The following is a 23852-nucleotide window of genomic DNA, read 5'->3' on the forward strand; positions in this document are numbered from 1 at the left end:
CCTGCGGGCGTTCTCGCCGGCCGGGGTCAGATCACGCAGCCGGGAGATACCGAGTCGGTGCAGCCACCGGCCCACGGTGCGCAGGTGCAATTGGTGGCCGAGGCCGAGCAGGTGGTGGTGGTGGATACGCCGGGCCGACCACTTCCGCTCCCGGCGCAGGGACTCGATCAGTTCCACGACCGGCGCCGGGGTGCGCTGCTGGCTGCGCCGCGGAATCGAGGGGCGGTCAACCAGACCTGCCTCGCCGGCCGCGAGGTAGCGGGCCACCCAGGTGGCCACCGTGGGCCGGCTGACGCGGAACTCGGCGGCCACGTGGGCCTTGGGGATCCCGTCCTCGATGTGGCGCAATACCATGCGCAGCCGGCCGGTAGGGGTCAAGGGTGCATTACGGTGGGTCATGAACGGGCTCTTTCGTCTTGGACGGTCGCTGTAGCAACTTCCATCCTGGGCAAGGAGCCCGTTCCTCACCTCACCAACACACCCCTGACAAGAACCTCATGCCCCGCAACACCTAGTGGCGGCTACGTTGGCACCATGACCTTTATTGGAATCGACCTGGCCGCTGACGTGAAACGCACGGGTCTTGCGGTGCTTCGGGAAGGTGCCGGGAGCGTCGTCGTCGACTTGGTTCGAATAGGCGCGACCGACGAGGACCTGATTGATGCCATCAGGACGGCTGAGCGTGCAGGTGTCGATGTTCCGTTCGGTTGGCCCGAGGATTTCGTAAGCGTCATTGAGGCGCAAGCGAGGGGGACACTTGAGGCCCCGGCTAGTACAGGCTCGGAATGGCGGCGGGACCTGGCGCTGCGAGCTACGGATAAAGCTGTGCATCAGCGAACGGGGCTGACCCCGCTGAGCGTTTCAACGGATCGGATTGCCTATCCCGCGTTGCGGTGGGCGGGGATTGAGGTGAGACTTCGGGACTTGGGGACGAATGTATGTCGGGATGGCGCGGGCGTGGTGTGCGAGGTTTATCCGGCTGCGGCGTTGAAGTGCTGGGGTTTGCCCTACCGCGGTTACAAAGGGGCGAAGAATTCGGCACAGCGATCGGAACTGGTGGACTCGGTATCCGAAAAGCTTCCGTGGCTGGACTGGAATGGGCACCGAGATCTCTGCGCGGCTGACGACAATGCGTTGGACGCGGTCATCGCAGCTCTAGTAGCTAGGGAAGTAGAGAGGGGCCGCTGTGAACCGCCTCCGATAGGCCTTGCAGAGAAAACCAAGCGAGAGGGGTGGATTTGGTTGCCAGGGGAGATGCCAACGGCCCCGCTTGCTAACTAACTGCTCGAACAATGGGATGGGACGTCAGTACTCCGGAACTTCCCGAATGACTCGTGCCGGATTGCCGACGGCCACGCTGTTGGCCGGTATGTCACATGTAACCACAGCACCCGCGCCAATCACGGAGTTCTCCCCGATCGTGACTCCGGGGCAGACGATTACTCCGCCGCCGAGCCACACGTTGTCATGGATGGTGATGGGTTCTGCCGTCTCTTCTTTAGCACGTCGAGGTTCTGCGGCAATGGGATGAACCGGCGTCAGAAGTTGGACGTTCGGACCGATCTGGCAGTCGGCACCGATGCTAATGGGTACCATGTCGAGGGCGGTGAGATTGAAGTTCACGAATGTGCGGGCCCCGATAGAGAGGTTTAACCCGTCATCAACGCGGATCGGTGGGCGAACTTCCACACCCTCCCCAAGGTGCGCCAATAGCTCCGTGAGGTGCGGACGAATCTCCCGACCATCCAACTCAGCGCGGTGGATGTCACACATGATTTTTGTTGCCCGTTCGGTCATTAGGTCCATCCCTCAAATTCGGCGGAACTTCTTGTGGCTTCCTCCGGGCACCGCCCCCGAGGAAGCTACGTATTACTTCAGATGATCGACCGTACCAATGGACGGGGTACGGTCAATTGCATGAGTGACGTCATACCCACGCAATCCGCTTCGAGGGATATTCCTTGGGATGCTGGACGTTGGTCGAATCGGCCGGTGTCGACCAGAGTGTCCGAGGACGGGACGCTTTATGTAATGGCAGCGGAAGGCTCCGACGCTTGGCGGCACACTTCGTACGGCTTTGTTCATGACACCGATCATGCTCTGCTGGTGAGCTTTACTCCCGGGACTTCCATGGAGGTCGAGTTCGGCACTCCGTTCGAGGAGCAATTCGACCAGGCAGGTATTTTCGTTCGGGTCTCCGCGGAACATTGGGTCAAAGCGGGAATCGAATTCACCGATGGCACTCCTCACATCGGTGCCGTGGTCACGGATGGTCGTTCCGATTGGTCGGCTACGCCCGTTCCGGGCTGGTCTGGCCGACCGGTGACCATGCGGATCAGTTGGGCCGACGACGCTCTCACCGTCCGCGCTCGCTGTTCGGACGGACCCTGGCAGCTTGTTCGCGTCGCGCCCTTTGATGCACGGGAAGGCGTCACTGCAGGGCCATTCGTGTGCGCGCCGACTCGCAGCGGACTCGAGGTTCCGTTCTGCCGCTGGAGCGTCGGCGAGGCGGACCGTTCGCTGCACTGAACGAGAAAGTCAGGGCTCCGTGGAGAGGCGGCAGCGCGACGTCGGTGTCGTCGTGAACGAAGTGCGGTCCATGGCCAGGCGGAGAGACTGGTGGGTTCGACTTACTGTGGGTGAATGACGCGGATTCTGGTGACCGGCATGTCAGGGGCCGGCAAGTCGACTCTTCTGGAGGAGCTGCGGCGTCGGGGGCACGACACGGTCGATACCGACTACGACGGTTGGACACTTCCAGACGGATCGTGGGACGAAGAGCGGGTGTCGCGTCTTTTGGCAGAACCGCACAATGTGGTGGTGTCTGGAACTGTGGAGAACCAGGTCAATTTCTACAATCGTTTTGACCATGTAATTCTTTTGAGCGCACCGCTGGACATTCTTTTGGAGCGGGTACGGACCCGCAGGAGCAACCCCTATGGCCAATCAGTGTCGCAACAAGCTGAAATTCGGCACTATGTGGAAACGGTTGAACCGCTCTTGCGTAGAGGAGCAACGATTGAACTCGACGGTACCCGGACACCACAGGACCTGGCTGATGAAGTTGAACAGCTCATCGATGGGACTGAATGACGGAGAACCGTGTTCACCCAGGCTGCTTGAGACGCACACCCTCCTGGTGGAGCCTCCACCATCGTGGTCTGATAGTCGTAGACATTCGAGAGTGAACGAGCGGGCAATCAGCCTGCCATCGAGTACGACGCACGACGTGCGGTGCACCCCCGCGTAGCGCACAAGGAGACCTGCAGAAATGGCCAAACACCGACGCAAATGGCGTCCCGGCCTGAAGAAAGTCCGCCGAAAATCTTCCCAGCACGCAGCGGGCCCGAGAAGGTCGAGCCGATCGAATATTCCTGAGGCGATCTCGCGGGCGGTCCAAGAGGTGGGGCAAACCACCGGTCACGAGGCGGGCAAGATTGTTGAGCTTCAGCGCACCAACGACGGCGGTTGGCTCATCGTTGCAGAGACCAGAGCATCAACTGGCGACCCGGCGGTTATGGCAGAGCAGTACTTCATCCGGCTCACCGGCGAAGGCAATATTATCTCGTACGAATTGGCTGGCCGGGAGACTCCATCGCGCTCTACAGGAAGCACTCAGCGGGCGCTGCCCGTGGATCTAGGGCTCCGCGCCGAGTTGGACACGGACATCGCGATTTCTTTCCGACGTATCAACGTGGTGAATCTGCGCCTACGAGGATCGATCCGCCCGTTGAGGAACAAAGGCAAGCGGCCTTAGTCGTCTTCGGCATGCTCTACTGACTCGAGGTATACCACTTTGTATACATCGGGAGTAAAATTCCTCTATGTCTATGAACACAACAATCAAGGTGAGCCCTGAACTGCGGGATCGAATTAACCGTGATGCTAAGGAGCGGGGCCTGACTGCGGCGGGTCTCATCGAGAAACTAATTGATGCGCATGAGCGACGACAGCGCATGGAAGCCTTTGGCCGGGCATTTAGAGCTGCGGATGCCACGTACTGGGATGAATATCGCGTCTGGGACGTGACGCTCGACGATGGCCAATCCGTTGAGTGAACTCCGGCGAGGAGACATCGTGTGGATCGAACTCGATCCGGTTCGTGGGCGTGAACAGTCCGGGCGGCGCCCGGCCCTTGTAGTGGCAAGTGATCTGTACCTTGAGCAGGCAAACACGCTGATGGTCATCGTGCCAGCCACAACAACTGATCGGGGATGGCCAAACCATATCCCTTTGCGGGGCCCACAACTTGGCCTGTCACGAGCGACGTTCGCTATGACCGAGCAGCCTCGGACAGTCACTCGAGATCGCGTGGTTGGCCACATCGGTACCGTCGACGCGCAAACAATGCGAGAAGTCGATCAGTGGTTGCGCGACTTTCTTGCGCTTCCCTGAGGGAATCTAACGCAAAAATCAGCCAATCAGTGGATACATCCCCTGATTGGCTGATTGACTGCCGTACTTCCTACTTTCGCAGTGACTTCTCCAACGGGATGCTGCCGTCCTGCCAGGGCAGAACAGCCCAAGCCAGCAGGTATGCCGCGATCCCGATGACCGGCAACAAGAAGGACAGCAGAATCAGCAGGCGGACCACCCACACGTTGACGCCAAATTGGCGGGCGATACCTCCGCCGATGCCCGCGACGAGTCGTTGCGGTCCGCGTCGGAAGCCGAGATTGCGCATGGATTCGAAGAATGAGTTCATGCCGTCAACACTACGCACTCTTGACGGTTGAGACAGTGGGGGTGACCCCCGGAACTCCCTGGATACACGTCAATTAGTCGCGCCCCGGGCAGCTTCCGTCAGGAGTGCCCTCTTGCTGAGTGGATGTCTGAGGGTAGCCGTACCGTGGAGCCCATGAACCATCCCGATCTGGCCAGAACCCCTTCGAGCATGTAATGACTATCCTCGAAACCCTGCCCCCGCGCCGGATCAGTCTGCCGACCGCGCGGCGCATTGCGCTGGCGGCACAGGGGTTTCTGGACCCTCCTCCGGTGGCTGGCAAGGTGAGTACTCGTCATCTGCAGCGAGTGATCAACAGAGTGGGCGTGATCCAGATCGACTCGGTCAACGTGCTGAGCCGCAGCCACTACCTACCCTTCTTCTCACGCCTCGGCAGCTATGACAGAGCCAAACTGGATCAACTCCGAGATCGCCACCCGCGGCGGCTGGTCGAATACTGGGCGCACGAGGCCAGTTTGATCCCGCCAACGACCTGGTCCTTGATGGGGTTTCGGATGGATCGCGCCAACCACGAAGCCTGGGGAGGCATGCGCGGTATCCAGCAGGAGCACCCGGACCTTGTGCAAGCAGTTCTGACGGAAGTCAGTGAGCGAGGCCCCATAACCGCCAGAGAATGCAAGGCCGCTCTGAATGTGGACATTCCCCGCCGTGAGGGGGGCTGGGGTTGGAACTGGTCTGCCGTTAAGACCGCCCTCGAGTACCTTTTCTGGTCCGGGAAGATCACGAGTTCAGGACGTAATGTCCAGTTCGAACGCGCCTACGTTCTGCCAGAGTTTCTCCATTTGCCCCGGGAACCAGTGGATCCAGACATCGCTCATCGCGAGTTGGTGCGCATCGCCGCACGGGCCCACGGTATTGGGACCGCGCGGTGCCTCCGAGACTACTTCCGACTTGGAGCTGCAGAAACCAGCCGCGCCCTAGCATCTCTGGTGGCAGATGGAGAGCTGGAGATCGTGACGGTTCCCGGCTGGTCTGATCGCGTGTACCTGGACACCTCAGCGCGAATACCGCGGAAGGCCCACGTGGAAGCTCTGCTCAGCCCCTTCGACTCACTGATCTGGCAGCGGGAACGCACCGAAGCCTTGTTCGGTATGCGCTACCGCTTGGAGATCTACACACCCTCACATCGGCGCATCCACGGGTATTACGTACTGCCGTTCTTGTTCGGAGACACCCTGGTAGCCCGGGTGGACCTGAAGGCGGACCGGCTTGCCGGTCAACTCCTGGTGAAGCGGTGCACGTGGGAGTCCGATGCCCCAACTGAGGCCGTTCCCGCGCTGCGGCATCACTTACAGACTCTGGCGCACTGGCTCGGTCTTGACGAGGTCGTTCATCCCCAGCCGGACGCCCAATAGGGAAAGAATGGAGCCATGCCTGAATTGCCTGAGCTGGATGCAGTCGTCGATCAACTCCGGGACCGCCTGGTGGGTCACCGCCTTCGAGATTTCCAGGTGGTCGCCTTCAGCGTCCTGAAAACTGCGGAGCCGCCCCATATGTCTTTGGTCGAGCGGGAGCTGACAGGGGTGTCGCGCAGAGGCAAGTTCTTGTTGCTCGAAGCAGAAGGGCGATTCGCGGTCACGCACCTAGCCCTGGCAGGTTGGCTGAAACTCGGGGAGGCGCACCTCAGCGATAGGCCGCCGGCCAGATCTGGTCCGCTGGCCGTGCGGTTGGACTTCCACGACGGCGCTCGCCTCGACCTCACGGAGCAGGGAAAACGTAAAGGCATGGCTCTTTGGATCACTGATGCACCGGATTCCCTGAAGCGGATCCAGCGATTGGGCCCTGAAGTGGATGTGGTCACCGTGGAAGAATTTGCGGAGAAGTTAGGCGCGACCTCCTCACGGCTGAAGACTGTTCTGACAGATCAAACTGTGATGGCCGGGATCGGCAATGCCTGGTCGGACGAAATCCTGCACCGCGCCAAACTCTCCCCGTTTGCTGCAGCCAACAAGCTGACGGGGGAACAAGTAACAGCGCTTCACACGGCAGTCCAAGAGGTGCTGACCGAGGTCCGTGACGCTCTGACCAATGTGCCGCTGGATCGTATCAAGGCAACGAAAAAGTCGTTGTTCGGAGTCCACGATCGCGCGGGGCAGGCCTGCCCGGAGTGTGGTGGGACGGTGGCGGAGGTGTCCTACGTGGACCGCTCGATGCAGTACTGCCCCATATGCCAAACCGGCGGCAAAAAGCTCAGCGATCGCAGAATGGACCGACTCCTCAAATAGTATTCAGCGGCGCCAACCGCTGACGTCGCACTGGCCGTTCGCGTGGTGTCCCACTGCCAAGAATGAGCCGTCCGCGCATAACGCCAAGGTGTGAGCCGAACCTGCAGCAACAGCCACGACGTTGCGCCAATCGCGGACATCGCATTGCCCGTAGCTGTTATCACCAGTGGCCAGCACATTGCCATCGTGAGTGAGGGATACGGTGTGCCGACTGCCCGCGGCAATGGCGGCCACGTTCCGCCAGGAGGACACCGAGCACTCGCCGGCACCGCTTGCTCCAGCTGCCACTACGGTGCCGTTGTGGCGCAGACCAACTGTGTGCAGGTATCCCGCAGAGACAGCAATCAACCCGTTCCACGCGTGAGTCTCGGATTGGCCTCGTTGATTGCTTCCCGCGGTCACTGCGGTCCCGTCGGAGCGAAGCCCCACTGAGTGCCAATCGCCGCACGCGATCGCGACGACCTCCGTCCATTCGCCGACGTCGCATTGGGCCTCAACATTGCGCCCCGTCGCAATGACCGTGCCGTTCCGACGAATCCCGAGTGTCCGGCGCCAACCAGCGGCAACGGTCGTCATGTCACGCCATTCCTGCACCTCGCACTGGCCGTCGCCATTCCAGCCCGTGGCTATCACGGTTCCATCGGAGCGCAGCCCCACGGTGTGGGAACGGCCCGTATTCGTTGCAGTGTGAACGTTTCCTGCTGCCACGCCGACGACGCCGCTCCACCCCAGCACCTCGCATTCCCGGGCCCCGTTGTGCCCGGTGGCCAAGACGGTTCCATCGGACCGGACTGCCACTGAATGACGTCGGCCAGCGGCGAGGACGCTCACAGAAACTGGACCGGACAAGATGACGGAAACGGAGCGGCGTCGTCGGTCAATAAGGAAGAGGTGAACTCAGCCCTCGTGACGGAAGCCCACCTTGATGGTGACCTGCCAATCCGCAACCTTGCCGTCCTTGATTTGACCGCGGACCGACTGAACCTCGAACCAATCCAGATTCCGCAGTGACTTGGACGCCTCTGCCAGCGCGTTGCTGATGGCGGCGTCGCTGCCCTCAGGGGAGGTGCCGACGATTTCGGTGATGTTGTACACGTTGTTGGACAAGGTTCCTCCTGAAGTGCGCCCCGCTGTCGCGGACCCGCAAGCGATCCTGCGTGTGATGTACGCCACACTACCGGACTGGCTTGGGCGGGCGCAGGAGGAAGGACAAAGTCTCATGGGAGGAAACTGCGGCTAATTTCCCCTGGGAGGGACTTATGGCTCGTCACAGACTTGGGGTCTGAGGCCCGCGAGCGTCACTCGTTGTGATCGACGAGCTTGTCGTGCGTCTAATTTTCATCATTCGTCTCGATCGTCTGAACGATGGAGGCTCGCACGGTCAGGACCTTCTTGGTGCGGGATGCATCTGCGTAGAACACGAAGTATTCACCTTCGTCTCGGTAATTGCGCGCTTGAACGGTCTTTTCAAACGTGCCCGGCTGGCCTAGGTCTTTGTTAATGCTGAAGGTGGTCATGTGGTTCGTCCTAACTGATCAAAGTCAGATGGAGTTGGGGCGGCGCAGCTAAGGCGCGGTCAATCAATGATCATGTTCTCACCTCGAGACCGGAGGTCCGCCAGACCGTCCCGCATGGCCTGGATCTGCTCCGGAGTGTGCCCGTTCCAATCCTTCAGTTCCGACAGAATGCGAACGGCCTCTAAGGTTCGGTAGGAACGGGTGGGGTTGCTGGGGAACCGTTTATCGGTGACATTCGGATCATTTTCGATAGGTCCGGTCGGCTCTACGACATAGATCCGTCCCGGGCCGTCACCTGTCGCGAGTTCAGCTCCCCAGGCCGCGGCATCCAGAGTTTCGGTGATGTAGATGTGGCGCAATGCGCGACCATCCTCGAAGTTCGAGGCGTATCCGGGCGTCAACAGCTCTCCCGGGACGAGCTGGGCCTTAGTGCCGTGGAGGTAAGTGCCTTCCTGAAAGACGTCAAACGGAGTTGGTGCAGTGGTCATGAGTTTCCCTCTCAGCCGGGAGAATTCCGTGCGTGACGTGGACATGTCACCACGGCAAACCTCTTTGAGCTACGAACAGGCTGGCCGACACGGCCGAGAAAACGAGGAACGACGTGCCCATGAGTGGGCCGACCAAACGACTGGTCGGCTCGGAATTCTTGCGGAATCGCGGGACGAGCAACAGCAGTCCGGCAAGTTGAACGACGCCCAGAACAGCAAGAGCCCAGTCGTCGAAATACAAAGCGAGTGGGATCAAGTGAAGGGCCACGATGAGCGCGACCCACCAGGCCATCCATCGTGCCTGTCGTCTCCTCCACAGGACTAGACATCCAACTCCCGCGGCAAGAACCTCCAAGAGGACCACCAGGCCGAAGCTCCAGTAAGCGCCGTCGAGAGCCGTACCGTCGCTCCAAAGCTTGGCAACCGCCACTCCGAAACCTCCGGCGAAAACCAGACCCAGGACTGATCCCGCTCCGAGCCAGCCCCGCCAGCGAGCCGGCGGATCTTCCTGCCCCCAGCCGAACCAAACGAACGCCATCAGCCCGAACCAGGCAATCGTGAACGCGTGATCACGGGCGAAGTCGGTGAGCATTGGGTTACCTGCTTCCCGCGGCGTTGGAGCCTGTAGGACCACAGTAGACCTCATGTCCAGGCCGGGGCATTCGCCGGACAGGCCAAAACCCGACGTGCTGCCACTACAAGTCGATCTGGCGTTCATGACCGCCAACGTCGCCCAGGTTTTCCTCACCGACGAGGACTGGTTGGGCACCCTTACCGCTGCCCATTCCGCCCTCCGCCCGGGCGGCCGCCTCATCTTCGAATCGCGCGATCCCGAACGCCGCGCCTGGGAGAACTGGACCCCCGACAGCACGCGTGAGGTCATCCGTACATCCCACAACGGCGAGGTCGAAACCTGGGTTGAGATCACCCACCTCGACGGCGCCTTGGTCACCTTTGATTCGCCCACCATCTTCCACAACGACGGCGCTCGCATCGACTCCACGAGCACCCTGCGGTTCCGCAGTCGAGACGAACTCACCGCATCACTGAAACATGCTGGATTCACCGTGGAGGACGTCCGCGACGCGCCGGACCGGCCGGGCCGAGAACTCGTCTTCGTGGCGCGCAAGAACTAAAGAGCGCGGACTCCAGTGAGGCCGCGAGCGGCGTCGTAGTTCAACGACGCTGCGTCAGGGCGCTCCCTCGGTGCGATCGTCCATGAACTGGGCCGCCACGATAACGGCCGTGGAAGTGAGTGCGATGATGATGCCGGGCCAGTGGGTGACTGACAAGAACAATGCGCTCACGCCCAGTCCAAGCACGGTGATCAGGCCGAGGCGGGGCCGCAGGGACAGTCGCCACTTGGCGCGGGGAGCGGCCCAGATGGACCAGATAATGACGATGCCGACCAAAAGCGCGGCCGCGGCGAGCAACCGCGCGGGTCCAATGACGAGAGTCCAGCCCGCCCACGCGGCGCAACTCCACAGCACCAGTTCGCCCAGAAATGCAACGAGGTGCCACGGGGTCATGTGGAATTCATCGCTCACATGACAACAGTGCCTGACTACGGGTGATGTCGGAAGGCTTATGTGATGAAAGTGCACCCAGGATGCCTCCTGAGTGCACTTTCGTCACTTAACACTGTGTTGATCAGAGTTGATCAGAGTCAGTCAGCGACCTTCGCCACCAAGCGGCCCTGCGCTGTGCCGTCGATCAGCTGCTGAATGCCGTCCGCGATCTCTTCGAAGTCGATCTCCGAAATGACCGGGGTGAGATCTCCGGAGGCCATGTACTTCATGGTCTCCAGGATGTCTTCCTTGCTGCCACCCTGCGAGCCGACCAGTTCCTTGCGGCCGAGGATGAGCGGGTAGATATCGATGGTGGCTTCCAACTTGCCCATGCCCACCTGCACCACGCGTCCGCCGCCGGACCACTTCACGACGTCCAGTGCTTCCTTGGTAGTCACGCCGAAGCCGGCGTAGTCGATGATCACGTCGAGCTCGTCGTCGGCGAACTCCGCGATGGACTTGGCCACCTTGACGGCTCCGCCTTCACGGGCGCGATCCCAGACCTTTTCGTTGATCTCCGCGACGTACACCTTGGCGCCGCGCAAGTGAGCAACTCGGGCGCCGATCTGGCCGAGGCCACCGAAACCGATGATGCCAACCTTCATTCCGGCCTCAACACCGCCGGTGGTCAAAAGCGCCCACGGAGGTCATGCCGGCGTCGGTAGCGGCGGCTGCTTCAGCAAAGCTGACTCCTTCGGGCATCGGAATGAGTGCCTCGACCGAAACTTCCGCGCGGTCCTCCCACGCGCCGTTGACCATGTAGCCCATGAACTCGGCCATGGGGGTTACGGCAACCTTGTCGCCGACCTTCCAATCGGTCAGGCCCTCGCCGACCTCGCTGATCACGCCGGCGGTCTCATGACCCGGGACGACCGGAAGTTCCTTCATGTTGGCGAGCCACTTCTCGTCCTCCATGATGCCCACGTCAGAGTGGCACAACCCGGCGGCCTTCACGTCAATGACTACCTTGCCCGGTCCTGCGGTGGGCTCGGGAATCTCCACGCGCTCGAACGGTTTGTGGGTACCAACGAAATGCCATGCCCTCATGGTGTGCTCCTACTCGTCATCGGGTGTGAACACTTCCATTCTATGAAAGTTCCGCGTCAATAAAGGGCTGTGAGACCCTTCTCACTACCGGCTGCTGACTCCGATGGCCTTCCTGAACGTGGACTGATCGGTCACAGCGGCAAGCATGTAGGCAGCAAGATCCGCTCGCGAAATCGAGCCTCCCAGCTTGCCGTCCTGGTCAGCCTCCAGAGCCTTGACCTCACCCGTTGCGGGCTTGTCCGACAGCCCGGAAGGACGCACGATCGTCCAGTCCAAACCGGACTTCTCGACCGCAGCCTCCTGCTCATTGTGGTCCGCCAGCGGTTTGGCCAGCACGATCGGCGTGATCAGGTTCAGCGGGGCCGGGAGCTGCGACGCAGAGTCACCCGCACCCAGCGACGACTGCACGATCAACCGCCGCACGCCAGCTTCCTTCATCGCAGCGATCACGGTCCTCGTCACCGTGGCACGCTGGTTCTCGACGCCCTTCGCCCCACCGACGGTAACGACGACGGCGTCCGCGCCAGCAATTGCCTTACCCACGGCTGCAGAGTTGGTCGCGCTGCCGACGACGCTCCGCACGACCCCGGGCACATCTCCACTGCGGGACAAGACGGTGACCTCGTCCCCGGCTTGGAGTGCTGCTGCTCCCACGTGGGCCCCGGTGCCCTTCGAGCCGCCGATGATCGTGATTTTCATGGTGTCCTCTTTCCGCCAGTGGGTTTCATGCGTCTCCCCAATCTCTATCAAGCTGACCTGCAGGTTTTCCGGACGATTCAACGAAAACTTGATGCCCACGACCGTTGTCTCTGGGCCATCTCGGTGGCATCATATACAGCATCAAATGATGTAGGTTTCGGTGATCTTGGAGGATGTCATGCGCACCACGGTGAACATCGATGATGAACTGCTGGCTCAGGCCAGTGAGCTGACCGGGATCACTGAACGGTCGGTGCTCTTGCGTGATGGATTGAAGACGCTTATCCGAGTTGAAAGCGCAAAACGACTTATTGCACTGGGGGGAAGCGATCCGGAGGCTACGGCTGCTCCGCGTCAACGCGGGCAAGCCGCATGATTCTGGTCGATACCTCGATTTGGATCGATCATCTTCATGGGTCAGAGCCAGTGATGCTGGCCCTTCTCGAACAAGACCTAGTCGGCTACCACCCATTCGTTGTTCAGGAGTTGTCACTGGGATCGATCAGGAATCGAGATTCCGTACTTGGGATGATTGAAAACCTTGAACAGTTTCCAATGATGAGTCATTTGGAGACCAAGACTTTGGTCCGCAGTGGGCAACTATGGGAGCGAGGATTAAGCGCGATTGATGTACATCTCCTCGGATCCGTGTCATTAGTTGGTGGAGCTAGGCTGTGGACGAGAGATAAACGGCTCCGCAAAGCGTGTGAAGACTTGGGCGTTGGCTATTTGGAACAAGCCTGAGGGGACGCAACCGCTACCGCGTGGCTGCTTCTCTGCACGATCATCACAGCACGCTGCGACTTCATCCCACCTACAAATAACTGGTGCGAACATGTCACTTTCACCCTCACCACTCCGAACCTGCAAGACTTGAAGCTCTGCTGAACGAAGGGAAGACCATGGAAGACTCACCGAAGACCCAGCCCACCAACCCGCAGAAGGGGACTCCTTGGGGCCTCGTTCTGATCATGATCGGGTTCTTCTTGGCCACCGGACTGGTGATTGGCATTGGCGTCGTTTCGCTGGATCTTGGACTCGGCGGCTGATAGGCCTCACAACCTGAGGCCTTACAGGGCCGGAGCTGTCATTCCGGATTGCTGAGCACGCCAACGGCGGTACGTGAAGATCCCAAGACCACGGCGGGCGGTCACCTTCAACTCTAAGGTGACCGCCCGCCGTCGTCGGCTGTGGTGCGAAGTTAGTTCGCGAAGGTGTCCTGCAGGTTTCCGTTGCCGGTCCACAGGGCGATGGAGTCGCCGCCGTTGTTGAGCACGTTGGCGGTGCCGTTGTTGTAGTAGGCGTCCGCGCGGTTGGTGCCCGGACCGGTGTAGACGCGCAGCTGCGCACCCGGCGCCAGGACGTAGCCGTTGCCCACGGTGAGTTGGGTATTGGCAGCGTCGCGAATGATGTATCCGGAGACGTCGATCGTGCGGTTCGTGGTGTTCTGCAAAATCACGTGCTCGCCGGTTTCCGGCTGCAGGTCGTTGCCGGGCACATCGTTGATCGAGTCAGCGATCTGTACGCCCGTGTTCTGCGGGAACGGCTTCTGACCGCGTTCGTGGCGGGAGAATTGAATGGGGAAGTCCCCGGTCACGCGGTCGACGCCCAGCGCCACCATCTGGTCATAGGCCTCGGTGGAGTTCACGGTGTACACGCCGATGCCCATGCCCGCGGCCTTGACCCGCGCCACGCCGGCGGCGTCCAGGTTCCGGTAGCTCGTGCCGAAGTGATCGGCGTACGTGGCGATCTGCGCCAGGGTTGCGGAGTCGGGCACGGTGCCGATCAGCTGCTGGAGGGGAACGTCCGGCGCGAGCTCCGCGAAGCGCTGGTTGGACGCGGGGTCGAAGCCCAAGACCTCTATTTGATCGTTCTTCAGCAGGCGATTCCAGTCGCGATTGTTCTGCAGCGAGTCCGCGACGACCTTTTCAATGCCGGGGGAGTTGACCGGCGACTTGATCTCGATGAACACGCCGATCTTGTTGTTGGCGATCTTGGCGGCATCGTTGAAGTGGGGAATCTTCTCGCCCACGAACTTGTCCGAGAAGTACGAACCCGCATCAAGCTGCTGCAGCTCGGCCCAGGTGAACGAGGTGATCGGGTCGTTTTCGCGGCCCGGGAACACGTCTTCCACGTTGGTGGTGCGCGCGGGGGTGTCGTCGTGGAAGAGGAACGGTACGCCGTCCGCGGAAAGCTGCACATCGATCTCAAAGTAGTCCGCGTGCGAGGACCGCGCGTCCTTGAAAGCCGACACCGTGTTCTCGGGGGCAGTACCTGCCGCGCCGCGGTGGCCGATCAGCAAAGGTTCGTTCGCCGACGACGCCGCCCGCGTCTCGTTCTTCGCCGCAGCCTCCGCTGTCGGGCGGGTATCGGGCTGTGCGTAAGCCGGTGCGGTGATTGGTGCCAGGACGGCGACGGACAGCGCCGCGGCCGCCGTGGCCTTGGAGATGCGGCCGAAAGTGCGGTTGCTTCTAGTGTTCACTGTGAACCTTTCGTTCAAGAACTTCGGGCAACTCGAGACCAACTTGACGGTGTATTCCCCCAGGTCCCGAGCGTGTCAGCAGGATCAACGGTGCTTGAAGAAACTGACGGCCAAGAAGCCACGGGGTGACCGGCACATGAAGAAGTAAACTGAGTTGAGACCCCAGGGGACGCGCGAAAGCCTGAATGAACTCGCATTGAGGTCGGGGCAGTTGCGCAGGGGTGCATCGAAACAGAGAGGGCAACCCAATGGGTGCCATCACGATCGAACAAATAATCTCCGCAGACGGATTCGCGGCCGAGTCTGACGGTGGAATCGATTTCTTCGAAGCGGCCGACACTGTCAATGCGCCGGAATCATCAGGTCCGGTGAGCGAGCAGGATTCTGAGCAACTGCATTGGCTCGAATCGGTCGACGGCATCATCCTTGGGCGGCGGACCTATGAAATGTTCTCCAAGTTCTGGCCAATGGCAGATCCCGCCGAGAACCCTGTTGCGGGCCCGATCAATTCGCTACCCAAATACGTGGTGTCCAGGTCGCACTCACTATCGGGCTGGTCACCTCTGATGCACATCCTGCCAATCCGTTGGAACTACCCCCGCAGCTCCTCCGCAATACCCCGTCCCGCCTCACGGCCGGAGAACATGCAGCCGCCCAGGAACGTGCCCTCCAACGAGCGGTAGCCGTGCATCCCGCCGCCACCGAAACCCGCGATCTCGCCCGCGGCCCACAGTCCAGGAACGGGCGAATGGTCCAGGCCCTGAACGCGCCCGGACAGGTCCGTCTGCAGGCCGCCCAAAGTCTTGCGCGTGATGATGTTCAACCGCACCGCGATGAGTGGTCCTGCCTTCGGATCGAGAATTTTGTGCGGTGATGCCGTTCGCGCCAGCCTCTCGCCGCGCGACCGTCGAGAGTTATGGATCGCTGAAACCTGCAGATCCTTAGTGAACGGGTTGTCCATCTCGCGGTCTCGCGCCACGATCTGTCGCTCCAAGTCCGCGAGCTCGATGAGCGGTTCGTCAGTCAGTGCGTTCATGCCTGCCACCAGCTCGCTCAGGGATGACGCCACCACAAAATCCTCGCCATGCTTCTTGAACGCCTCGACCGGACCAGCCGCGCCGGGCAGCACGCGGCTCAGGGTGAGTTTCAAATCGCGGTCGGTCACGTCCGGATTCTGCTCCGATCCGGACAGCGCGAACTCCTTCTCGATGATCCGCTGCGTCAGCACGAACCACGTGTAGTCGTACCCGCTGTGGCCGATCGCCTTGAGCGTCCCCAGCGTGTCGAAACCCGGGAAGTTCGGCACAGGCAGCCGCTGACCGCGCGCGTCGAACCACAGAGAAGACGGCCCGGGAATGATTCGAATCCCGTGATCAGGCCAAATCGGATCCCAGTTGGTCACACCTTCCGTGTAATGCCACATCCGGTCGCGATTCACGATCCGACCGCCGGCGGCCTCCGCGAAGCCCAGCATGCGGCCGTCCACGTACTCGGGCACGCCCGTGATCATCTTGCGTGGCACTTGCCCTAACCGCTCGGGCCAGTTCGCGCGCACCAAATCCTTATTACCGCCGATCCCACCCGCGGTGACGAGCACAGCAGGGGCCGTGAACTCGAATGCCTCGAGTTCCGAACGGTTGGTTGCGGCCCCGCGCGGAGCGGTGTCGGGAGCCAGTACGACGCCGCTCACGCCGTCGACGGCGCCGCCAGACTTCACGAGCTCGTCCACTCGATGCCGGAACGCGAAGGTGACCAGACCGGCGTCGTGCGCATCTCGCACGGCCCGTTCGAAAGGTGCGACGACGCCCGGTCCCGTTCCCCATGTCAAATGAAAACGTGGCACCGAGTTGCCGTGGCCGTCCGCGAGATACCCGCCCCGCTCGGCCCAACCCACGATCGGAACCCAGCGCAGACCACGACTGTGCAGCCACGAGCGTTTCTCACCAGCAGCGAAGTCCAGGTACGCCTGGGCCCAGCGGAAGCCCCAGTAATCTTCCCCGGCGGGGTCATCCACGTTGCGATCGAAACCCGCGCTACCGAGCCAATCCTGCATGGCCAGCTCGGGGGAATCCTTGATGCCCATGCGGCGCTGCTCGGGGGTATTCACCATGAAGAGCCCACCCAACGACCAATGTGCTTGGCCACCCAGGTTGGCTTCTGACTCTTGATCGACCAGCAAGACACGCAGTCCCGCACTGGTCAGTTCCGCGGTGGCTACCAGACCGGCGAGACCGGCTCCCACCACAATGACATCGGCGTTCATGCGATTCTCCGTTCTACTTCTTGGATCGGTCCAAGGCCACACGCACCAGGGCGGAGGCCAACCGCGGTAAGTCCTCGGATGACACCAAGCGACTCAAAGAATCCGGGTTGTCCGGCAGCTCGAGCTTGCGCGCGCCATCCAGGGCCTTCTTATCGAAGAACGGAGCCATGATCGGCCACACTCCTTGAACCTCGCGAGCGAAAATTGCTGCGCCCGTCGGGCCGATGCCCGGGAACTCCTGCAACCGTTTCAGCACGTCCTTGGGATTCTCGGATTGCTCTCGCAATTGCCTCAGGTCCCCGCCGTAGGTGTCGAGAAGGAGGGCGGCGCCGTCGCCGAGCATGGTGGAAGTGCGTTCGTCGTAGCGGCGGTAACCACCCCGGCCGAGAGCGTCGACGCGTTGTTGCCAGGTGGCGTCGCGCATTTTCTCGGGCGTGGTGAAGCCACTGTTGATGAGCTCGTGAGCCGTCGCGACGGCAATAGTGGCGCTGATCCTGGTGGACAACAGGTTGGCCAGGACTAGGAGCTGAAACAGGGGAGCGGGGGTGTCCTTGAGATGGATGCCCGCTTCCTGGGCGTAGGTCTGTCCGTGCTCGTCCAGGAGCTTGTTGACGATGTCCCGGTGGCTCATGAGGTCAAACCTACTTCCGTGGCTGGGGCACAAGAATATCCACAGGTAGGCGCGTAGGGTCAGCAGCATGATGAAACGTGTTTCTTTCAGCGGAATGCTGTTGAGGCACGCGCCGCTCATCGTGGTGGAACTGGTGTTGCTGGTGTCATTCATCGGGGACACGGCGGGCGGGAACCCTGAAAGTGCGGTCATGGCCATGGGGCTGCTGCAGGTGTCCCTGAGTCCGTTGGTGATTGAAGCCATCGCGCGGGTTCGCATCCCGCTGTATCTTCAGCTGCTCTACGCCGTGCTGATTTTCACCGGCGGATACATGGGCAGCTACTTGCGGTTCTACGACGTCTGGCAACCGTGGGACACCATCGTCCACTTCTATTCGGGCATCATGATCGCGCTGTGGGCGGATTACATTCTCCGCGCTGTCATGCGCAAGCACCGATTCCAGATGCCGCGGTGGCTTCACGCGACCGTGGTCACGTCATTCAGCGCACTGGTGGCCATGCTGTGGGAAATCGGGGAGTTCGCGGCGGATCAAATGATTGGATCACGGGCGCAGATCGATAATTACGACACCATGATTGACATGATCACGGGCACCTTGTCCGCGCTGATCGTCGCCGTCATGTTGGTGCTGAGGTCTCCAGAACGGTTTACCGAACGGGCAGAATCGAGAAACAGTTCAATTCGTTAGAGACAGCCATGGATCCAATCTCCCAAGCATTTACGCGTATTAAACGAACAGACTTCCTCCCTGTGGAAGCTCACCAGTTCGCGTTCGTGGACGCCCCGTTGAGCATTGGGCACGGGCAAACCAATTCCCAACCGAGCACAGTCAGGGCCATGCTCAAACTGTTGGATGTGCAGCCCGGCCATCGCGTGCTGGATGTGGGAGCCGGGTCCGGATGGAGCTCGGCGCTACTGGGCCACCTGGTCGGGAGCCACGGTGAAGTGATCGGTGTCGAACGCATCCCCGAACTCGTCGACCTGGCCCGGGCCGCGAACGCACGACAAGGCCAGCCGTGGGTACAGGTCAGGCAAGCAATCGAGGGTGCGCTCGGAGCCCCGGAGGAGGCGCCCTTCGATCGGATTCTCGTCTCCGCCATGGCGCATGCCCTCCCCGAGCAGCTCGTGGAACAGCTGGGGGAGAGCGGCGTCATGGTCGTTCCGGTGGCGGACGAAATGCTGCGTGTGCGCCGTCGTCAAAAGGGCGTGAAGGTCACCCGCCACGGGCAGTTCAGGTTTGTGCCGCTGCGCGAGGATTGAACCGCCTACCGCGGCAGCAAAGAGGCGACTACTCGATGACACCGCACGCCAGGCGACTGCCCGCATCGCCGGTGGACCGAGTGTCCTCGTCCGCGCCGTCGGCAGCGTAGCGTTCGGGAATGTTGGCGTAATTGTCCGGGTCGGAGTGAATCATGAGCGCGGAACCGTCATCGTCCATCAGGTTGTCCCTGGTGAGCCGATCCGTCTGGAACGTCAGCTTGGCCTCGCCTGACTCCATGACTAGCAGCGCGGGAAGGTCGCCTGCGTGCTCGGGGTGCCGGGCGTCGTCGCCGCCCAAGTGACCACCCGCGGACAGGAACGCACCGGTCTCGGACGGGTCATCGGGCGCGGAACTCTCCGCCTCGCACACGCCGTTCGCGTGCACGTGGAACCCGTAATAGCCGGGTTCCAGTCCTGAGAGTTCGGCCGAAACGACCATGGCCTGGTCATTGTCTTCCGCTGAGGAGAATTCCACGGTGCCCAAGTCAGCGCCGTCGGCATTCTGGACGTCCGCCGTAGCGATGGTTTCGGGTTCCGACGCCGCCGCGCTCGTCTCTTCGGAGCCCGTTTCCTCTCCGCCGCCACCGCCTGCGTTGTCGCCGCACGCGGCGAGCGTGAGAAGTCCCGCCAGACCCAGGAAGGCCATGCCGGTTCGGGCTCGAGAGATCTTCTTTTGGGGGGCGCCAGCCAGGTCAGTCGAATCGGTCGGGGAAGTCAGTTCACGCTCGTTCATGGCATCTCCTCATCGTCGGTCCGCTGGGCCGGCGCGTTCGGGAAGTGATGCCGACCGCTCAACGGTGTGGCAACTCCACGCTACGCATGACGCATGTCACAAGCGAGGGTGACCAGGAGTATTACGACTCCTTGGAGCCGATGTTCACACCCCAGTCGACCCCGAACCGATCGCGTAACCCGCCAAAGGAGTCACCCCATTCCTGCTTCTCAAGCGGCATCTCCACCGTGCCACCCTGAGCGAGTGCGTTGAAGAATTCGGTCATGCGCTGTTCGTCGTCGCCCCAGATGCAGACGTTGATACGACTGCCTCCCGTGACGCCGCCCGGGTTGTCGGAGGCCATGAGACTCGACCCCATGTCGGTGTCGAGCTGACCATGCATGACCCAGTCAGGGGTGTCCTCGACCATGCCGAAGTCTCGAAAACGCGTGATCTTGAGGTCCCCGCCAAAGACGGAGTGGTAGAACATGAGCGCTTCTTCTGCCTGGCCTTCGAAGCCGATGTATGGGGTTGCCTGAATCATGGTGTCTCCTCTTTCTCTAGGCGGAGTAGTTGTCCCCGCTCGTCACGCAGCCAGGATGTCCCGTACGAGTCGACGAAGGCAATACCTGTGGCCATCCAGCCGGGGTTGTTGGTCACAGGTCGCAATCTGGAGTGGACTTTTTCTTCCACGCGGGACTGGGTTTCAGGAAACTTCCACGGGAACTTATCGTCTTCTATTGCCGCGTAATCACCAGGGGTCAGCACGGACATCGTGAGGGGTTTCTGAGTTTCAGGCGTGTCCCTCTTAGTTTTGGAGTATGTACTGAGTACCTTGACATCGAAAACTGGCGCATTGGAGCTGTTGTGGATCAGCAGTCCCTTGGGCGATGGCTGGTCGGCGGGAGTGTCATAAGTAACGGACCAGGCCGCAATTTCGCTTGCTTGCTCTTTCTCTCTCCGATCAAGTGCAACTTCATCGCGCTTGCGTTCTACGTCAAAAAGGCGTTTAGAAGTCAGACCCGCCCAAACGGCGGCAATTAGTGCAGCCGCTGCCACTAAGACGGAGATCCACTCCGGAACTGTTCCCATCATGTTTGCTCCTCAACTCTGGTCATTCTCGAGGGAAGATTCAGCCATCCCTTTACGAGCCCATGGTTGTCCTGACTAGGGAAAACGCAATTATTTCCATGCGTTTGAGATTGAAACTCGCAACTCGTCAGTAATATGTGATTGAGACCTTTCGAATGCCACTCACCTCCAACGCTCGTCGGCAACCGTGAGGCCGAGAAGTCCCCGTAGGCGAAACAATGAAAGAGGGCTAACCCATGAGTGACCAAGTATTGAACAGTGGGTGGACGTTCACATCTCAAATTGACACTCCCCATGACATTCCAGAGCTGCTCGTTCCCGGCGAAACCCCTGTCGTTTCCTTCAAGACCGTACGAGATACTGCGACGTTCACGAACAGGCGACTGATAGTCCGTGATGCTCAAGGTTTCACAGGGAAGAAAGTTGAGACTTACTCGATTCCGTACTCGAGTATCAACATGTGGTCCACGGAAAACGCCGGAACGATCGACCTGAATGCCGAGATTGAACTGTGGACCCGGGCGGGTCGGATCAAGATCAACGTCGGACGCGGTATCGATGTGCGGAAGCTCGACCATCTCATCGCACAGTCTGTTCTGGGTGCATAGGACACTCTGGAGTCGGCCCTGGCCTCGTTATTGAGTCCGGGGTTTACTTCTGTCCGCCATTGGGCCACCGCCGGGCGACCTCACATCCTTAACCAAAACGTGACCCCCTACTCCCCGGTATTTGCTTATGCTAATTTTTTATCAGGGCAACTGAGGGTCGACGTAGGTCGCGGAGGGCTCACTTGCCGCAGCACTACTCGCTAAGCGAGGGCTAATCATGAATACTCCCACCCCCGAATCGCAGAATCTCCCCGCGCCAGGTTCGGTCGAGTACGCCAACCTTGCCCAGACCGGAAGCGCACCGCCGCTTCCATCGGAGCCTGGAATCACTCTCGCTCCTGTGGAGCCGGACACGTCCGAAGAGCCGATGCGCGAACCCATGGGTGGGCCAGCGCCGTCGGCGGACCGGCCGGGAGTGCACCCGCCGGCCGGTTTCCCGTGGTGGCCGCCGCGGCCAGTCCCGTTGCCGGGAGTTGACTCGGGGCTGGGGTTGAAGAAGTTTCGTGATCGCCTCCCACAGCCAACCATCATTCGCGCGTGGCGTCGGCCGGCGGGCAGTCCCATTCGCGTTCGTGCCGAACTCGGGCGAGTGCAGTTCCACGCGGACATCCCGCCCGCCGAGGCGTGGACCTACGAGGGCGGCCTTCCCGGCCCCACGATCGAGGTCCAGCGGGACCGCGCCGTGCGCATCGATTGGGAGAACGGGCTGGAACGGGGCGGCAAGGCGCTGAACTTGCCGTACGACGTCGTACGCGTGCCCGCATTGCCTCCGTTACCTCCCGGGCAGCCCGGGGTCAACGCAAACTTCCGTGCCGCCGCTCTCCCGGGCGGTCGGGCCGCGGATAAGGGCCCCGGCGAGGATTCTTATCCGCGACTGGACCATACCGCCGAACTCACCGCCGCCACCGTGGTCCATCTCCACGGCGCATTGACGGACGGCCACAACGATGGCTGGGCCCACAACGTGAGCCTGCCGGGCGGTGTCACGCGCTGTACCTACCCGAATCGTCAAGAATCAACCACCCTCTGGTATCACGATCACGCCATGGCGGTGACCAGGTTCAACGTATTCGCGGGTCTTTCAGGATTCTACATCATTCGGGACGAGCAGGAAGCGCGGCTTCGCTTGCCGTCGGGTGAGCGTGAGCTGTTCCTCGGTATCGCGGATCGCAATCTGGAATCCGAGGCGGGCGCGCCGGCGGGGACCATCAAGTTCACGGGGCGTGCCCTGTACAAGCAGGCCGGCTTCACGGGTTCCACCGGGATCAAGGGTGAAATTCCCGTCAGCGCACCGTTCAACATGGTTAACGGCAAAATCTGGCCCACCAAGGACGTGGACGCGTGCTGGTACCGGCTGCGGTTGCTCAACGGCTCCAGTTCGCGGATCCACCGTTTCTCCATCCACGACACCACGGATGAGAAGTTCACTCCGACAAAGGACATCCCCAGTACGGACCCTGCCTTCGGTGCGCGCCGCAAGACCGATGCGCTGGTGGTCATTGGTACGGACGGAGGCCTACTGCCTGCGCCCTTCATTCCCCAGGACGGGATCGTGGACATGGGCCCGGGCGAGCGGGTGGACGTGCTCGTGGACTTCTCCAAGTACCGCGGCCGGACCCTGGAGCTGCGCAATGAGAACGGCACGGCACTCAATGCTCAACCGGGGCAGGCAGACGCAAGCGTCATGCAGTTCCGCGTGGATGATCGCCGCGTGCTCGACCGGTTCCGGCTCCCCGGCGTTCTCAATGGGGAGTACGTGCGCTACCGCCACACGGATGACGGCAAATTGATCATCGGTGACCGAGTGATCGACCATCACGCTCATGCCTGGGTGGCCGTAGTTCCTCCCGGTATCGGGGGCTCCGTGCACCCAGAAATGTGGGAGCTGCGTGAGCTTGCGGAGGGCGAGGACCCCGGCACCGCGGAGGTGATCCGGGTGACCCGCGCGGACGGCAAGGTCCTCACGTTCAAGCCGGCGGCCAAGTTGTTCGACGAATCCCTGACCATCAGGTTCTCCGAAGGTGACTGGGCCGTCTGGAACATCCTGCATCTCGGTGGTCCGGCGCATCCGATGCACATCCACATGACCGAGTTCCAGATGCTCAATCGGTGGCAGTGGCCGCTCGGTCCCGGTGGGTCGGTGCCCGGCTTCAACCTCGCGACGGCTTCAACTTCCAATCCGTTGCCCGTTCCCGGAGCCGGTCGCCCGGTGAGTCCGATGACCGCGGGTATGAAGGATACGTGGGTTATTCAACCGGGGGAGTGGGTCCAGGTGCTCGGTGACTTCACCGGCGCCACGGGCAGTTTCATGTACCACTGCCACATTCTGGATCACGAGGACCACACGATGATGCGGCCCTTCACGGTGCTGCCCAAGAGCATCATGGCCTTCCACGATGTGCACGGTGGTGGTCATCACTAGGGGATGTGGTCAGGGCGGGCGTGGGCGCTTACGATGCCATTAATTGTCAGTAGGCTTCTGAATAATCAGTAGGCTTCCCACCCGGTGTGGTGGG

Annotated in this window: 33 protein-coding genes and 1 pseudogene; 16 read left to right on the top strand and 18 right to left on the bottom strand. The window is 61.2% G+C overall.

All coding sequences use genetic code 11. The features are described 5' to 3' along the window. Window positions 1–399: leucine zipper domain-containing protein (locus RF638_RS04035; protein WP_368841477.1), on the bottom strand; the 399-nt coding region annotated here is incomplete at its 3' end. 135 nt (window positions 400–534) lie between these two features. Between RF638_RS04035 and RF638_RS04040 the strand changes: the two genes are divergently transcribed. Beyond that, window positions 535–1281 (top strand): DUF429 domain-containing protein, encoded by a 747-nt coding sequence (locus RF638_RS04040; protein WP_368841478.1) that lies wholly within the window; start codon window positions 535–537, stop codon window positions 1279–1281. 24 nt (window positions 1282–1305) lie between these two features. On the opposite strand, the pseudogene RF638_RS04045 reads toward RF638_RS04040, so the two are convergent. Continuing rightward, window positions 1306–1731: pseudogene (locus RF638_RS04045) on the bottom strand (sugar O-acetyltransferase); the annotation flags it as partial. Window positions 1732–1917: 186 nt separating this feature from the next. On the opposite strand from RF638_RS04045, the gene RF638_RS04050 reads away from it, so the two are divergent. From RF638_RS04050 to RF638_RS04070, 5 genes are all read left to right on the top strand, one after another. After that, window positions 1918–2529, top strand: coding sequence for a DUF1349 domain-containing protein (locus RF638_RS04050; RefSeq protein WP_368841479.1), 612 nt, complete (start codon window positions 1918–1920; stop codon window positions 2527–2529). 114 nt (window positions 2530–2643) lie between these two features. After that, window positions 2644–3093 (top strand): shikimate kinase, encoded by a 450-nt coding sequence (locus tag RF638_RS04055; RefSeq protein ID WP_368841480.1) that lies wholly within the window; start codon window positions 2644–2646, stop codon window positions 3091–3093. Between the two features lie 178 nt (window positions 3094–3271). Beyond that, entirely contained in the window at window positions 3272–3757 is a 486-nt protein-coding gene (gene gvpO / locus RF638_RS04060; protein WP_129700102.1) for a gas vesicle protein GvpO, read from the top strand. 67 nt (window positions 3758–3824) lie between these two features. Further along, window positions 3825–4058, top strand: a complete 234-nt coding sequence (locus RF638_RS04065) for a hypothetical protein (protein WP_202976183.1) — start codon at window positions 3825–3827, stop codon at window positions 4056–4058. Continuing rightward, complete coding sequence (locus tag RF638_RS04070) at window positions 4039–4395, top strand: type II toxin-antitoxin system PemK/MazF family toxin (RefSeq protein ID WP_129700099.1); 357 nt, start codon at window positions 4039–4041, stop codon at window positions 4393–4395. Before RF638_RS04065 ends, RF638_RS04070 begins: the two co-directional genes overlap by 20 nt. A gap of 70 nt (window positions 4396–4465) precedes the next feature. Here RF638_RS04070 and RF638_RS04075 read toward each other — a convergent pair whose 3' ends face one another. Next, window positions 4466–4705: a PspC domain-containing protein gene (locus RF638_RS04075; protein ID WP_129700097.1), complete on the bottom strand. Its 240-nt coding sequence runs from the start codon at window positions 4703–4705 to the stop codon at window positions 4466–4468. A gap of 194 nt (window positions 4706–4899) precedes the next feature. Here RF638_RS04075 and RF638_RS04080 point away from each other — a divergent pair, with 194 nt between their 5' ends. Together RF638_RS04080 and RF638_RS04085 are read left to right on the top strand one after the other, a co-directional pair. Next, the gene (locus tag RF638_RS04080) at window positions 4900–6099 is read left to right on the top strand and encodes a winged helix-turn-helix domain-containing protein (protein WP_368630089.1); all 1200 of its coding nucleotides are present in this window, start codon (window positions 4900–4902) and stop codon (window positions 6097–6099) included. Between the two features lie 15 nt (window positions 6100–6114). Next, window positions 6115–6969, top strand: a complete 855-nt coding sequence (locus RF638_RS04085; protein WP_129700093.1) for an Fpg/Nei family DNA glycosylase — start codon at window positions 6115–6117, stop codon at window positions 6967–6969. A gap of 3 nt (window positions 6970–6972) precedes the next feature. Here RF638_RS04085 and RF638_RS04090 read toward each other — a convergent pair whose 3' ends face one another. The 5 genes from RF638_RS04090 to RF638_RS04110 form a co-directional block, all read right to left on the bottom strand. Further along, window positions 6973–7800: an RCC1 domain-containing protein gene (locus RF638_RS04090; RefSeq protein WP_368841481.1), complete on the bottom strand. Its 828-nt coding sequence runs from the start codon at window positions 7798–7800 to the stop codon at window positions 6973–6975. A gap of 66 nt (window positions 7801–7866) precedes the next feature. Continuing rightward, entirely contained in the window at window positions 7867–8076 is a 210-nt protein-coding gene (locus tag RF638_RS04095; RefSeq protein ID WP_368841482.1) for a dodecin, read from the bottom strand. A 224-nt stretch (window positions 8077–8300) separates the two neighbouring features. Further along, complete coding sequence (locus RF638_RS04100; RefSeq protein ID WP_129700087.1) at window positions 8301–8486, bottom strand: hypothetical protein; 186 nt, start codon at window positions 8484–8486, stop codon at window positions 8301–8303. 59 nt (window positions 8487–8545) lie between these two features. Then, on the bottom strand, window positions 8546–8974 hold the full coding sequence (gene arr, locus RF638_RS04105) for an NAD(+)--rifampin ADP-ribosyltransferase (RefSeq protein WP_129700085.1): 429 nt from the start codon (window positions 8972–8974) through the stop codon (window positions 8546–8548). A gap of 46 nt (window positions 8975–9020) precedes the next feature. Continuing rightward, on the bottom strand, window positions 9021–9566 hold the full coding sequence (locus tag RF638_RS04110; RefSeq protein ID WP_129700083.1) for a hypothetical protein: 546 nt from the start codon (window positions 9564–9566) through the stop codon (window positions 9021–9023). 124 nt (window positions 9567–9690) lie between these two features. Between RF638_RS04110 and RF638_RS04115 the strand changes: the two genes are divergently transcribed. Then, a complete protein-coding gene (locus tag RF638_RS04115) occupies window positions 9691–10110 on the top strand; it encodes a hypothetical protein (RefSeq protein ID WP_129700081.1) in 420 nt (139 codons plus the stop codon). Between the two features lie 54 nt (window positions 10111–10164). Here RF638_RS04115 and RF638_RS04120 read toward each other — a convergent pair whose 3' ends face one another. From RF638_RS04120 to RF638_RS04135, 4 genes are all read right to left on the bottom strand, one after another. Beyond that, the gene (locus RF638_RS04120) at window positions 10165–10503 is read right to left on the bottom strand and encodes a DUF2568 domain-containing protein (RefSeq protein ID WP_368841483.1); all 339 of its coding nucleotides are present in this window, start codon (window positions 10501–10503) and stop codon (window positions 10165–10167) included. Between the two features lie 137 nt (window positions 10504–10640). Further along, window positions 10641–11147: a zinc-binding dehydrogenase gene (locus RF638_RS04125; protein WP_368841484.1), complete on the bottom strand. Its 507-nt coding sequence runs from the start codon at window positions 11145–11147 to the stop codon at window positions 10641–10643. A 7-nt stretch (window positions 11148–11154) separates the two neighbouring features. Beyond that, the gene (locus RF638_RS04130) at window positions 11155–11589 is read right to left on the bottom strand and encodes an alcohol dehydrogenase catalytic domain-containing protein (protein WP_368841485.1); all 435 of its coding nucleotides are present in this window, start codon (window positions 11587–11589) and stop codon (window positions 11155–11157) included. An 84-nt stretch (window positions 11590–11673) separates the two neighbouring features. Further along, window positions 11674–12288 carry an NAD(P)-dependent oxidoreductase gene (locus RF638_RS04135; RefSeq protein WP_259917621.1) on the bottom strand — a complete coding sequence of 205 codons (615 nt, stop codon included), beginning with the start codon at window positions 12286–12288 and terminating at the stop codon, window positions 11674–11676. A gap of 178 nt (window positions 12289–12466) precedes the next feature. Between RF638_RS04135 and RF638_RS04140 the strand changes: the two genes are divergently transcribed. From RF638_RS04140 to RF638_RS04150, 3 genes are all read left to right on the top strand, one after another. Further along, window positions 12467–12664: a type II toxin-antitoxin system VapB family antitoxin gene (locus RF638_RS04140; protein WP_095797587.1), complete on the top strand. Its 198-nt coding sequence runs from the start codon at window positions 12467–12469 to the stop codon at window positions 12662–12664. Further along, the gene (locus tag RF638_RS04145) at window positions 12661–13032 is read left to right on the top strand and encodes a type II toxin-antitoxin system VapC family toxin (RefSeq protein ID WP_368630084.1); all 372 of its coding nucleotides are present in this window, start codon (window positions 12661–12663) and stop codon (window positions 13030–13032) included. Before RF638_RS04140 ends, RF638_RS04145 begins: the two co-directional genes overlap by 4 nt. A gap of 158 nt (window positions 13033–13190) precedes the next feature. Continuing rightward, the gene (locus tag RF638_RS04150) at window positions 13191–13337 is read left to right on the top strand and encodes a hypothetical protein (protein WP_158222920.1); all 147 of its coding nucleotides are present in this window, start codon (window positions 13191–13193) and stop codon (window positions 13335–13337) included. Between the two features lie 152 nt (window positions 13338–13489). Here RF638_RS04150 and RF638_RS04155 read toward each other — a convergent pair whose 3' ends face one another. From RF638_RS04155 to RF638_RS04165, 3 genes are all read right to left on the bottom strand, one after another. Next, entirely contained in the window at window positions 13490–14770 is a 1281-nt protein-coding gene (locus RF638_RS04155; RefSeq protein ID WP_254049327.1) for a glycerophosphodiester phosphodiesterase family protein, read from the bottom strand. 592 nt (window positions 14771–15362) lie between these two features. Beyond that, complete coding sequence (locus tag RF638_RS04160) at window positions 15363–17033, bottom strand: FAD-binding dehydrogenase (protein WP_129700065.1); 1671 nt, start codon at window positions 17031–17033, stop codon at window positions 15363–15365. A 13-nt stretch (window positions 17034–17046) separates the two neighbouring features. After that, window positions 17047–17664 (bottom strand): endonuclease, encoded by a 618-nt coding sequence (locus tag RF638_RS04165; RefSeq protein WP_095797525.1) that lies wholly within the window; start codon window positions 17662–17664, stop codon window positions 17047–17049. 67 nt (window positions 17665–17731) lie between these two features. Here RF638_RS04165 and RF638_RS04170 point away from each other — a divergent pair, with 67 nt between their 5' ends. Both RF638_RS04170 and RF638_RS04175 read left to right on the top strand, forming a co-directional pair. Beyond that, entirely contained in the window at window positions 17732–18352 is a 621-nt protein-coding gene (locus tag RF638_RS04170) for a hypothetical protein (protein WP_129700063.1), read from the top strand. Window positions 18353–18360: 8 nt separating this feature from the next. Continuing rightward, complete coding sequence (locus RF638_RS04175) at window positions 18361–18924, top strand: protein-L-isoaspartate O-methyltransferase (protein WP_368630082.1); 564 nt, start codon at window positions 18361–18363, stop codon at window positions 18922–18924. Window positions 18925–18952: 28 nt separating this feature from the next. Here the strand turns inward: RF638_RS04175 and RF638_RS04180 are convergent, their stop codons facing one another. The 3 genes from RF638_RS04180 to RF638_RS04190 form a co-directional block, all read right to left on the bottom strand. Then, a complete protein-coding gene (locus tag RF638_RS04180; protein ID WP_095797522.1) occupies window positions 18953–19657 on the bottom strand; it encodes a superoxide dismutase family protein in 705 nt (234 codons plus the stop codon). Window positions 19658–19778: 121 nt separating this feature from the next. Beyond that, the gene (locus tag RF638_RS04185) at window positions 19779–20180 is read right to left on the bottom strand and encodes a VOC family protein (protein WP_095797521.1); all 402 of its coding nucleotides are present in this window, start codon (window positions 20178–20180) and stop codon (window positions 19779–19781) included. Next, window positions 20177–20731 (bottom strand): hypothetical protein, encoded by a 555-nt coding sequence (locus RF638_RS04190; RefSeq protein ID WP_368841486.1) that lies wholly within the window; start codon window positions 20729–20731, stop codon window positions 20177–20179. Before RF638_RS04190 ends, RF638_RS04185 begins: the two co-directional genes overlap by 4 nt. Before the next feature lie 233 nt (window positions 20732–20964). Here RF638_RS04190 and RF638_RS04195 point away from each other — a divergent pair, with 233 nt between their 5' ends. Both RF638_RS04195 and RF638_RS04200 read left to right on the top strand, forming a co-directional pair. Further along, window positions 20965–21336: a PH domain-containing protein gene (locus RF638_RS04195; protein WP_129700059.1), complete on the top strand. Its 372-nt coding sequence runs from the start codon at window positions 20965–20967 to the stop codon at window positions 21334–21336. A gap of 217 nt (window positions 21337–21553) precedes the next feature. Beyond that, window positions 21554–23758 carry a multicopper oxidase family protein gene (locus RF638_RS04200; protein ID WP_216823164.1) on the top strand — a complete coding sequence of 735 codons (2205 nt, stop codon included), beginning with the start codon at window positions 21554–21556 and terminating at the stop codon, window positions 23756–23758. Window positions 23759–23852: the final 94 nt, after the last annotated feature.

This window comes from Kocuria sp. CPCC 205235, from assembly GCF_040980905.1.
GTDB lineage: Bacteria > Actinomycetota > Actinomycetes > Actinomycetales > Micrococcaceae > Kocuria > Kocuria carniphila.

What these genes read in the sequence shown, in the direction of transcription:
- RF638_RS04040 (WP_368841478.1), top strand. Translation starts at nt 535, where the DNA reads ATGACCTTTATTGGAATCGACCTGGCCGCTGACGTGAAACGCACGGGT.
- RF638_RS04050 (WP_368841479.1), top strand. Translation starts at nt 1,918, where the DNA reads ATGAGTGACGTCATACCCACGCAATCCGCTTCGAGGGATATTCCTTGG.
- RF638_RS04055 (WP_368841480.1), top strand. Translation starts at nt 2,644, where the DNA reads ATGACGCGGATTCTGGTGACCGGCATGTCAGGGGCCGGCAAGTCGACT.
- gvpO (WP_129700102.1), top strand. Translation starts at nt 3,272, where the DNA reads ATGGCCAAACACCGACGCAAATGGCGTCCCGGCCTGAAGAAAGTCCGC.
- RF638_RS04065 (WP_202976183.1), top strand. Translation starts at nt 3,825, where the DNA reads ATGTCTATGAACACAACAATCAAGGTGAGCCCTGAACTGCGGGATCGA.
- RF638_RS04070 (WP_129700099.1), top strand. Translation starts at nt 4,039, where the DNA reads ATGGCCAATCCGTTGAGTGAACTCCGGCGAGGAGACATCGTGTGGATC.
- RF638_RS04075 (WP_129700097.1), bottom strand. Translation starts at nt 4,705, where the DNA reads ATGAACTCATTCTTCGAATCCATGCGCAATCTCGGCTTCCGACGCGGA.
- RF638_RS04080 (WP_368630089.1), top strand. Translation starts at nt 4,900, where the DNA reads ATGACTATCCTCGAAACCCTGCCCCCGCGCCGGATCAGTCTGCCGACC.
- RF638_RS04085 (WP_129700093.1), top strand. Translation starts at nt 6,115, where the DNA reads ATGCCTGAATTGCCTGAGCTGGATGCAGTCGTCGATCAACTCCGGGAC.
- RF638_RS04100 (WP_129700087.1), bottom strand. Translation starts at nt 8,486, where the DNA reads ATGACCACCTTCAGCATTAACAAAGACCTAGGCCAGCCGGGCACGTTT.
- arr (WP_129700085.1), bottom strand. Translation starts at nt 8,974, where the DNA reads ATGACCACTGCACCAACTCCGTTTGACGTCTTTCAGGAAGGCACTTAC.
- RF638_RS04110 (WP_129700083.1), bottom strand. Translation starts at nt 9,566, where the DNA reads ATGCTCACCGACTTCGCCCGTGATCACGCGTTCACGATTGCCTGGTTC.
- RF638_RS04115 (WP_129700081.1), top strand. Translation starts at nt 9,691, where the DNA reads ATGACCGCCAACGTCGCCCAGGTTTTCCTCACCGACGAGGACTGGTTG.
- RF638_RS04120 (WP_368841483.1), bottom strand. Translation starts at nt 10,503, where the DNA reads ATGACCCCGTGGCACCTCGTTGCATTTCTGGGCGAACTGGTGCTGTGG.
- RF638_RS04125 (WP_368841484.1), bottom strand. Translation starts at nt 11,147, where the DNA reads ATGAAGGTTGGCATCATCGGTTTCGGTGGCCTCGGCCAGATCGGCGCC.
- RF638_RS04130 (WP_368841485.1), bottom strand. Translation starts at nt 11,589, where the DNA reads ATGAGGGCATGGCATTTCGTTGGTACCCACAAACCGTTCGAGCGCGTG.
- RF638_RS04135 (WP_259917621.1), bottom strand. Translation starts at nt 12,288, where the DNA reads ATGAAAATCACGATCATCGGCGGCTCGAAGGGCACCGGGGCCCACGTG.
- RF638_RS04140 (WP_095797587.1), top strand. Translation starts at nt 12,467, where the DNA reads ATGCGCACCACGGTGAACATCGATGATGAACTGCTGGCTCAGGCCAGT.
- RF638_RS04145 (WP_368630084.1), top strand. Translation starts at nt 12,661, where the DNA reads ATGATTCTGGTCGATACCTCGATTTGGATCGATCATCTTCATGGGTCA.
- RF638_RS04150 (WP_158222920.1), top strand. Translation starts at nt 13,191, where the DNA reads ATGGAAGACTCACCGAAGACCCAGCCCACCAACCCGCAGAAGGGGACT.
- RF638_RS04160 (WP_129700065.1), bottom strand. Translation starts at nt 17,033, where the DNA reads ATGAACGCCGATGTCATTGTGGTGGGAGCCGGTCTCGCCGGTCTGGTA.
- RF638_RS04165 (WP_095797525.1), bottom strand. Translation starts at nt 17,664, where the DNA reads ATGAGCCACCGGGACATCGTCAACAAGCTCCTGGACGAGCACGGACAG.
- RF638_RS04170 (WP_129700063.1), top strand. Translation starts at nt 17,732, where the DNA reads ATGATGAAACGTGTTTCTTTCAGCGGAATGCTGTTGAGGCACGCGCCG.
- RF638_RS04175 (WP_368630082.1), top strand. Translation starts at nt 18,361, where the DNA reads ATGGATCCAATCTCCCAAGCATTTACGCGTATTAAACGAACAGACTTC.
- RF638_RS04180 (WP_095797522.1), bottom strand. Translation starts at nt 19,657, where the DNA reads ATGAACGAGCGTGAACTGACTTCCCCGACCGATTCGACTGACCTGGCT.
- RF638_RS04185 (WP_095797521.1), bottom strand. Translation starts at nt 20,180, where the DNA reads ATGATTCAGGCAACCCCATACATCGGCTTCGAAGGCCAGGCAGAAGAA.
- RF638_RS04190 (WP_368841486.1), bottom strand. Translation starts at nt 20,731, where the DNA reads ATGATGGGAACAGTTCCGGAGTGGATCTCCGTCTTAGTGGCAGCGGCT.
- RF638_RS04195 (WP_129700059.1), top strand. Translation starts at nt 20,965, where the DNA reads ATGAGTGACCAAGTATTGAACAGTGGGTGGACGTTCACATCTCAAATT.
- RF638_RS04200 (WP_216823164.1), top strand. Translation starts at nt 21,554, where the DNA reads ATGAATACTCCCACCCCCGAATCGCAGAATCTCCCCGCGCCAGGTTCG.